The sequence below is a fragment of the Streptomyces himastatinicus ATCC 53653 genome (assembly GCF_000158915.1).
GTDB classification, from domain to species: Bacteria; Actinomycetota; Actinomycetes; order Streptomycetales; family Streptomycetaceae; genus Streptomyces; species Streptomyces himastatinicus.
In genome coordinates this window covers 554,542-563,716 of the sequence record NZ_GG657754.1, presented here as the reverse complement: position 1 = coordinate 563,716, position 9,175 = coordinate 554,542, and the positions used below count along the sequence as shown (strand labels likewise).

General features: G+C 71.1%; 2 protein-coding genes. Both read left to right on the top strand.

Annotation, left to right across the window (positions count from 1 at the left end; all coding sequences use genetic code 11):
• Positions 1-338 (top strand): acyl carrier protein (locus tag SSOG_RS53115; protein WP_039936371.1); only part of this gene is annotated, 338 nt, incomplete at its 5' end.
• Between the two features lie 60 nt (positions 339-398).
• Positions 399-9,077: a type I polyketide synthase gene (locus SSOG_RS02340; protein WP_425385457.1), complete on the top strand. Its 8,679-nt coding sequence runs from the start codon at positions 399-401 to the stop codon at positions 9,075-9,077.
• The last annotated feature ends 98 nt before the right edge of the window (positions 9,078-9,175 follow it).

The following is a 9,175-nucleotide window of genomic DNA, read 5'->3' as shown; positions in this document are numbered from 1 at the left end:
CCGCGGCCACCGGACTGCGCTTGCCGACCACGCTCGTCTTCGACCACCCGACCCCGGGCTCGCTCGCGGGTTATCTGCGTGGCGAGCTGTTTCCGGACGACGGCGACGACGCGGATCCCGGTCTGGACGAGGAGCGGCTGCGGCGCGCGCTGGCGTCCGTACCCCTGGACCGATTCCGCGCGGCGGGACTGATGGACGCCCTAGTGCAGCTGGCCGCCTCCGGAGAGGACGAGCCGGAAGGGGCGGAGTCCGCGGAGGAGGGGGCGATCGCAGAGCTGGACGTCGACGATCTCGTGCAACTGGCGCTCGGTGACGACGAACCCTTCGAACAGGACTGATCGGGGTCACAACAGATGAGTGCACCGTACGAAAAGGTCGTCCAGGCGCTCCGGAAGTCGCTGGAAGAGACCAACACGCTCAAGCAGCGGAACCAGCAGCTTCGCGCGGCCGCCCGCGAACCGATTGCCATTGTGGGTATGGGTTGCCGGTTTCCGGGTGGTGTCGCTTCTCCTGAGGGTTTGTGGGAGCTGTTGGTTTCGGGTGGTGATGGGCTTTCGGAGTTCCCGGTGGACAGGGGGTGGGATCTGGAGGGGCTGTTCGATCCCGGTCCGGGTCGTGTGGGGACGTCGTATGTGCGTGTGGGTGGGTTCGTTCGGGATGTGGCGGAGTTTGATGCGGAGTTGTTCGGGATTTCGCCGCGTGAGGCGTTGGCGATGGATCCGCAGCAGCGGTTGTTGTTGGAGACGTCGTGGGAGGCGTTGGAGCGGGCGGGTGTTGATCCGTTGTCGTTGCGTGGTTCGGCGACGGGGGTGTTCGTGGGGACGAACGGTCAGGATTATCTGCATACTCTGGGTGGCAGGCTGGACGGGGTCGAGGGTTTCGTGGGGACGGGGTCCGCGGCGAGTGTGATTTCTGGTCGTGTGGCCTATGCGTTGGGTCTGGAAGGGCCTGCGGTGACGGTGGACACGGCGTGTTCGTCGGCGTTGGTGGCGTTGCATCTGGCGAGTCAGGCGTTGCGGTCGGGGGAGTGCCGGATGGCTTTGGCTGGAGGGGCGACGGTGATGTCCACTCCGGCGGCGTTTGTGGAGTTCTCGCAGCAGCGTGGGCTTGCGCCGGACGGTCGGTGCAAGGCGTTCGCGGATGGTGCGGATGGTACGGGCTGGTCCGAGGGCGCCGGGGTGCTGGTGCTGGAGCGGTTGTCCGACGCCCAGCGCCTGGGACACCGCGTGCTGGCGGTGGTGCGGGGTAGTGCGGTCAATCAGGATGGTGCGTCCAATGGTTTGACGGCGCCGAATGGTCCGTCGCAGCAGCGGGTGATTCGTCAGGCGTTGAAGGTGGCGAGGGTCTCGGCGTCGGATGTGGATGTGGTGGAGGCGCATGGCACTGGTACGAGTCTGGGTGATCCCATTGAGGCGCAGGCTTTGTTGGCCACCTATGGGCGGGATCGTGAGGGGGATCCGTTGTGGCTGGGTTCGGTGAAGTCCAACATCGGTCACACGCAGGCCGCCGCGGGTGCGGCTGGGCTGATCAAGATGGTGATGGCGCTTGGCGCGCAGCAGTTGCCGTCGACGCTGCATGTGGACTCGCCCTCGTCCCACGTGGACTGGGGCTCGGGAGCGGTACGGCTCCTCACGGAGGCTCGCGCCTGGCCGAGGGGTGAGCGTGCGCGTCGGGCGGGTGTCTCGTCGTTCGGCATCAGCGGGACCAACGCCCACGTCATCCTTGAGGAAGCTCCCGAGACCGCTCCGGCTTCCGTGGAGGAGGGGTCCTCGGCACCGTTGCCGGTGGTGCCGTGGGTGCTGTCCGGCCGTAGCCCGGACGCGGTGCGCGCACAGGCCGGCCGCCTCGCATCCTTCCTCGCCGAGCGGGGACCGCAGGATCGGTCCCCGGTCGACGTGGGCTTCTCGCTGGCGACGACCCGCGCGGCCCTCGAACACCGCGCCGTCGTACTCGGCACCCACGGCGCGGCCCTGCACACCGGCACGATTCGCCTGTCCGACGGGACCGTGCTGTCCGCCGAGGCCGCCGAGACCGAGGCGGCGGACCCGGACACCTTCGTGGTGACCGGAGCGGTCAGCAAGGGCCGGACGGCCTGGATGTTCACCGGACAGGGCAGCCAGCGCATCGGCATGGGCCGCGAACTCTACGACCGGTTCCCGGTGTTCGCCCGGACCCTGGACGAGGTGTGCGCCCACCTGAACACCGAGCTGGAAGGCGCCGCCGGGTTCGACGCCCCACTGCGGGACGTACTGTTCGCAGCCGAGGGCTCCGCCGAGGCGGCGCTGCTGGACCGTACCGGCTATGCCCAGCCCGCCCTGTTCGCGGTGCAGGTTGCGCTCGTGGAGCTGCTGCGCTCGTGGGGTATGCGGCCGGACCTGCTGCTCGGCCACTCGATCGGTGAGTTCGCCGCCGCCTACGCGGCCGGGGTGTTCGCATCGGCCGATGCCGCGCGGCTGGTCGCCGCCCGGGCCCGTTTGATGCAAGACCTGCCTGGCGGGGGCGCGATGGCCGCCATCCAGGCCACCGAGACCGACGTGCTGGAAATCCTGAATGGCCTCGCCGGAGCAGGCCAGGTCGCGATCGCCGCCGTCAACGGCCCCTCGGCGACCGTGATCTCCGGTGCCGAGGACATCGTGGCGCAAGCGATGGACAGCGCGCGCGGGCGAGGGCGCCGCGTCTCCCGGCTGCGAGTGAGTCACGCGTTCCACTCGCCCCTGATGCGGCCGATGCTCGACGAATTCGCCCAGGTCGCCGCCGGGATCACCTACCACGATCCCCATACGCGAGCGATCAGCACGGTCACCGGCGAGCCGGTGACCGCAGAGGAGTGGGCTACCCCGGAGTACTGGGTCCGCCAGGTGCACCGGCCGGTGCGTTTTCACGCCGCGCTGACGACCGCGACGGCCGAACAGGGAGCGTCCAGGCTGCTGGAGCTCGGCCCCGATCCGGTGCTCACCGGGCTGGCTCGGTCCGAGGCGGACACCGCTGCGGCGGTGTCAGTGCTACGAAAGGGCCGCGCCGAGCCCGAGACGCTCATGGCGGCGGTGTCGGAGCTGTTCGTCCGCGGAGCGCGGGTCGACTGGGCCGCCGTGTTCGCCGGGACCGGCGCCCAGCGGGTGGATCTGCCGACGTACGCCTTCCAGCGGCAGCGGTTCTGGCTGCCGGACCGGGAGCTTCCGGCGGAAGCGGCCGCGGAGTCCGGCAGGACCGAGCAGCGGTTCTGGGACCTGGTCGAGCAGGGCGATGCGGAGTCCCTGGCCGGGCAGTTGGGGGTGGAGCCGGCCGCGCCTTTGGACACCGTGCTGCCGGTGCTCTCGGACTGGCGCCTGCGGCACCGCGAGGAGTCGCTGCTCTCGGGCTGGCGGTACCGGGTGCAGTGGAAGCCCGTGACCGTGGCGGCGACGAACCGGCTGCGGGGCGTTTGGCTGGTGGCCGTCCCGGACCGGGCGGACGACGACTTCACGGACCAGTGCGTGCGGACGCTGCGAATCGCCGGCGCTCGGACGACCGTCGTGCCGGTGGCCGCCGACGATACGCGCGAGTCCCTGGCCGCGAAGATCCGAGCCGAGGACACCGAGACGGTGATGGGGGTCGTGTCCTTGGCGGGCTCGACCGCCGCGACGTTGACCTTGGTGCAGGCGCTGGGGGATTCCGGCATCGCGGCACGTGTGTGGTGTGTGACGCGTTCGGCGGTGTCGGTGGCTTCTGGCGAGCGGCTGCTGAATCCGGTGGGAGCTCAGTTGTGGGGCCTGGGCAGGACGGTGGCGTTGGAGCAGCCGGAGCGGTGGGGCGGTCTGGTCGATGTGCCGGAGGACGCCGACGAGCACAGCTTGACGCGGCTGGTGTCCGTGCTCGCGGCGTCCGGTGGCGAGGATCAGGTGGCCGTACGGCCTTCGGGTGTGTTCGCGGCCCGGCTGGTACGGGACGGGGCCGGTGCCGCGCGGGGAGAGAGCTGGGAGCCGCGTGGCACGGTGCTGGTGACCGGTGGTACGGGTGCCCTGGGCGGGCTGGTGTCACGCTGGCTGGCTGCTCGGGGTGCTGAGCGCCTGCTGCTGGTGTCCCGTCGGGGTGCCGAGGCGCCCGGCGCGGACGAACTGCGCCGTGAGCTGGCGTACTTGGGCGCCGATGTCGCGTTCGCGGCCTGTGATGTCGGCGACCGCGAGGCCGTACGGGCGGTGCTGGACGGTATCCCGGAAGAGGCACCGCTGACCGGAATCGTTCACACTGCCGGGATCCTCGATGACGGTGTGGTGGAGGGGCTGACCCCGGAGCGGCTGGCACGCGTGCTGGCGGCGAAGGCGGACGCCGCGCGCCATCTGCACGACCTGACGGCCGATCGTGACCTCGACGCCTTCGTCCTGTTCTCGTCCATCGCCGGTGTGGTGGGGAACGTGGGTCAGGCGGCCTACGGCGCCGCCAACGCGTACGTGGATGCTCTGGCGCAACACCGCCGCGGTCTGGGGCTGGCGGCCACGTCGGTGGCCTGGGGGCCGTGGGGCGGCGATGGTATGGCCGCCGACGGCGTGGCGGCGGAGCACTTCCGCCGTCTGGGTGTGCGTGTACTGGACCCGGACCGGGCCATCGCAGCGCTGCAGCAGGTGCTCGGTGACGGCCGGGTGTGCCAGACCGTGGTCGACGTCGACTGGGAACGCTTCGCGGCCGCCATGACGTTCACCCGCCCCAGCGCCTTGATCGGCGATCTGCCCGAGGTGGCCGCTGCGCGTACCCCCGCCGCCGATCTCGGAGCCGGGGACGACGGCGAGCTGGCGCGGCGGCTGCGTGGCCGTTCGGCGGCCGAGCAGGACCGGATGCTGCTGACACTGGTCCAGTCCCAGGTCGCCACCGTGCTCGGGCACTCCTCGTCCGCGACGATCGACCCCGGCCGAGCGTTCAAGGACCTCGGCTTCGACTCCCTCACAGCGGTCGACCTGCGCAACCGGCTGACCAACGCCACCGCCCTGCCACTGCCCGCCACTTTGGTCTTCGACCACCCGACCCCATCCGCGCTGGCAGGGTTCCTGCGCGAACAGGTGGTGGGGGAGACGCCCGGACCGGATATCACCCCCTTGCCGCAGGCTCCCGTTCACGCGGCCGGCGACACCGAAGACCCGATCGCGATTGTCGGCATGGGCTGCCGGTTTCCCGGCGGCGTATCTTCACCGGAGGCGCTGTGGGACCTCGTGGCCTCGGCCGGTGACGGGCTCTCGCCGTTCCCCGACGACCGAGGCTGGGACCTCGACGGACTGTACGATCCCGACCCGGCCCACGCGGGCACCTCATACGTGCGCGTTGGTGGGTTCGTCCAGGATGCGGCCGGGTTCGATGCGGAGTTGTTCGGGATCTCGCCGCGTGAGGCTCTTGCGATGGATCCGCAGCAGCGGCTGCTGCTGGAGACGTCGTGGGAGGCGTTGGAGCGGGCGGGTGTTGATCCGCTGTCGCTGCGTGGCTCGGCCACCGGGGTGTTCGCCGGGACCAACGGCCAGGACTATCTGCATACTCTGGGCGGCAGGGTGGACGGAGTCGAAGGTTTCGTCGGAACCGGGTCCGCAGCCAGCGTGATCTCCGGCCGGATCTCCTACGCGCTGGGTCTGGAGGGGCCTGCGGTGACGGTGGACACGGCGTGTTCGTCGGCGCTGGTGGCGCTGCACCTGGCGAGTCAGTCCCTGCGGTCCGGGGAGTGCCGGATGGCTCTGGCCGGTGGTGCGACGGTCATGTCCACTCCGGCGGCGTTTGTGGAGTTCTCGCAGCAGCGTGGGCTTGCGCCGGACGGCCGTTGCAAGGCGTTCGCGGAGGGTGCGGACGGCACGGGCTGGTCCGAGGGTGCCGGGGTGCTGGTGCTGGAGCGCTTGTCCGATGCCCAGCGCCTGGGTCACCGCGTGTTGGCGGTCGTGCGGGGCAGCGCGGTCAATCAGGACGGCGCGTCCAATGGTTTGACGGCGCCGAACGGACCGTCGCAGCAGCGGGTGATCCGTCAGGCGTTGAGGGCGGCCAAGGTCTCGGCGTCCGATGTGGATGCCGTGGAGGCGCATGGCACCGGTACGAGCCTGGGTGACCCGATTGAGGCGCAGGCTCTGCTGGCCACCTATGGGCGGGATCGTGAGGGGGATCCGCTGTGGCTCGGCTCGGTGAAGTCCAACATTGGCCACACCCAGGCCGCCGCCGGTGCCGCCGGACTCATCAAGATGGTGATGGCGCTGTGCGCACAGCAACTGCCGCCGACGCTGCACGTGGACTCACCCTCGTCCCACGTGGACTGGAGCTCCGGAGCGGTACGACTCCTCACGGATGCTCGCGCCTGGCCGAAGGGCGAGCGCACGCGCCGGGCGGGCGTCTCGTCGTTCGGCATCAGCGGGACCAACGCCCACGTCATCCTCGAAGAGGCTCCCCAGACCGCCCCCGTCACCGCGGAGGAGCGGCCGTCGGCGGAGCTGCCGGTGGTGCCGTGGGTGCTGTCCGGACGGAGCTCGCAGACGTTGCGGGCACAGGCCGGCCGCCTCGCATCCTTCCTCGACGCCCGTAGCGGCACCGACGTTCATGACAACTCCCGCCTCGACGTGGGCTTCTCGCTGGCGACGACCCGCGCGCTGCTCGACCATCGCGCGGTGGTGCTGGGTGCCGACGACGCGGCGCTCCGTACGGGCGTGACCGCTCTGGCCGGCGGCGAAGCCTCCGTGGTGTCGGGCGTCGTATCCGAGGGCCGCACGGCGTGGATGTTCACCGGGCAGGGCAGCCAGCGCATCGGCATGGGCCGCGAACTCTACGACCGGTTCCCGGTGTTCGCCCGGACCCTGGACGAGGTGTGCGCCCATCTGGACGCGGAACTCGACGGCGCCGCCGGATTCGACATCACCGTCCGTCAGGCGCTGTTCGCCCCGGACGGCTCGGACGAGGCGGCGCTGCTGGACCGGACCGGGTATGCCCAGACGGCGTTGTTCGCGGTGCAGACCGCCCTCGTGGAACTGCTGCGCTCCTGTGGCATGAGCCCGGATGTCGTGCTCGGGCACTCCATCGGCGAGCTGGTCGCGGCCCGTACCGCCGGCGTCTTCGACCTCGCCGACGCCTCCCGACTGGTCGCGGCGCGCGCCCGGTTGATGCAGGCACTGCCCACCGGTGGTGCGATGGCCGCGATCGAGGCCGGTGAGGACGAGGTGGTGCGCATCCTCGACGAGGCCGCCAAGGCGGCACCCGAGGGCGGGCGAGCCGCGATCGCGGCAGTGAACGGCCCCTCGGCGGTGGTGATCTCCGGGGATGAGGACGCCGTCGAGCGGGCGATGGCGGTGGCGCGCGCGGAGGACCGCCGGGTGTCCCGGCTGCGGGTCAGCCACGCCTTCCACTCACCGCTGATGCGGCCGGTGCTGGCGGACTTCGCCCGTATCGCCGAAAGCGTCACCTACCGGCAGCCGGTGCTCCCAGCGGTCAGCACCGTCACCGGGGGCCCGGTGGGGGAGCGGGACTGGGCGACGGGAGACTACTGGGTGCGACAGATCCGCCGTCCGGTCCGTTTCCACGACGCGGTGCGGACCGCGACCGGTGAGCTGGGCGCCACCCGCCTGCTGGAGGTCGGCCCCGATCCGGTGCTCACCTCCCTCGTACCGTCCGATGCGGAGACCGCGGTCTCGGTCCTGCGCCGGGACCGCGGCGAGATCGAGAGCCTGCTGACCGCCGCCGCCGAGATGTTCGTACGCGGCACGGACGTGGACTGGGCCGCGCTGTTCGCCGGGACCGGCGCCCTGCGGATCGAGCTGCCGACGTATGCCTTCCGGCGCCGCCGCTTCTGGCTGGCGGACCGGGCGGCCGAGCCAGGGACGACACCGCTGCTCTCGCGGTGGGGCGCGGGCGACCATGAGCGGAGTTCGGCCCTTCCGGGGGCGGAGCGCGTCGAGGACCACCGCGAAGTGGCCGCCCGTCTCCGGGGCATGACGGCCGAGGAACAGGACCGGACACTGCTCGGTCTGATCACTTCGCAGATCGCGTCCGTTCTCGGCCACACCGACGTGACGGAGGTGGAAATTGGCCGCAGGTTCCTCGAAATGGGCTTCACCTCTCTGTCGATCACCGACCTGCGCACCAGGCTCAGCCGGGCGACCGGACTGGCCCTGACCGCGGAGGCGCTGTTCGAGCACGCGACGCCGCGCGCGCTCGCCACCCATCTGCTGGCCGGACTGGACGGGTCGGCCGGCCCGGCGGCCACGGCCGGGCCGGAACGAGCGGACGGCATGGCGGCCGGGCCGGAACGAGCGGGCGGCACGGCGCGGAGCGGCACCGTCACCCACCTCTTTCGGCACGCGTTCGACCAGGAGCAGCACGAGCGCGGGCTGGACCTGCTCGACCTCGCGGCAGGAACGCGCCCCAGGTTCCAGGTCCATGACACCGGAGGCGAGGGGCCGACGGGCGCCGAGCCGGTGCGGCTGTCGGACGGCTCGGAGGCCGAGCCCCTGCTGTGCGTGCCGTCGCTGGTGGCCCCGGCGAGCCCGTACCAGTTCGCCCGGTTCGCCCAAGCCCTGCGCGGCACCCGCGACGTCTGGGTCCTGCCCACACCCGGCTGTGGCCCGGGCGAGGCGCTTCCGGCCGATCTCGACGCCACCGCCGCCCGGCAGGCGGACGCGGTGCTGCGCGCGTTCGGAGACAAACCACTCACACTCGTCGCCTACTCCTCGGGGGGCTGGCTCGCCCACACCCTGGCCGCGCGACTGGAGGCGGCTGGAACACCGCCGCGCGCGCTGGTCCTGCTGGACACTCCCGCGGGCGCCGGCGACAACCTCGCACTGGGCATGGCGGCCACCACCCACCGGCTGATGCGGCGATTCCCCCAGATCCCGGTGGACGATGACCAGCTCACCGCGATGGCGCACTACGCGCGGCTGTTCAGCGGCTGGCGGCCGCGTCCGATCGAAACCCCGACGCTCTTCGTACAGGCTGCCGAGTTCGTGCCCGAGCTGCTCCTCGAGGCCATGCGGCCGTCCTGGCCGCTTGACCACCAGGCGCTCGAAGTGACTGGAAACCACTTCACTTTGCTGGAGGCGGACGCGGAGACGACCGCACAGCGGGTGCACGAATGGCTGAACGAGCGAGGATGAAGCGCGGCGGCGGCACGGACCGGTGACCAACGCAGAAGGCCACCGTGCGGGAGGAGAATCCCTCACGGTGGCCTTCGGTATCCGGTCGTCGGCCTCTG